We start from the raw sequence: 429 nt of genomic DNA, 5'->3' as shown, positions 1-429 counted from the left end.
CCAATAGGAACAAGGTAGCAAGCATAGCACCAAAACCAGCTAGTTTACTGATTTCTTCGCGTGCAATATCCGCGATAGACTTACCGTCATAGCGAACTGAAGCGAACAAGATAACCATGTCATGTACAGCACCGGCTAATCCGGAGCCGATAAGGATCCATAAGGCACCAGGCAAATACCCGAACTGGGCTGCAATAACTGGGCCTACGAGCGGGCCTGCACCTGCAATAGCTGCAAAGTGATGACCAAAGGTTACCCATTTGTTAGTTGGCACGTAATCGTGACCATCGTTGTGAATCATAGCCGGCGTCGGACGATATTGGTCCAAGGTCAACACCTTAGCCGCTATGAAAGCCCCATAAAAGCGGTACGCTAAAATCAGAATACACGCGGAGGCAATAACTAAGTAAATACCATTCATAACCATAT

General features: G+C 47.6%; 1 protein-coding gene. It reads right to left on the bottom strand.

Annotated elements, in window-relative coordinates; genetic code table 11:
- Positions 1 to 421, bottom strand: a 421-nt coding sequence (locus J5M58_RS27250) for a carbon starvation CstA family protein (protein ID WP_306795268.1), incomplete at its 3' end; no start/stop codon positions are given.
- Positions 422 to 429: the final 8 nt, after the last annotated feature.

This window comes from Pseudomonas sp. 32_A (assembly GCF_017490905.1).
In the GTDB taxonomy this organism is placed as follows: domain Bacteria; phylum Pseudomonadota; class Gammaproteobacteria; order Pseudomonadales; family Pseudomonadaceae; genus Aquipseudomonas; species Aquipseudomonas inefficax.
Note: the sequence above shows the minus strand (reverse complement) of the source record. Positions and strands in the feature narration are given on the sequence as shown.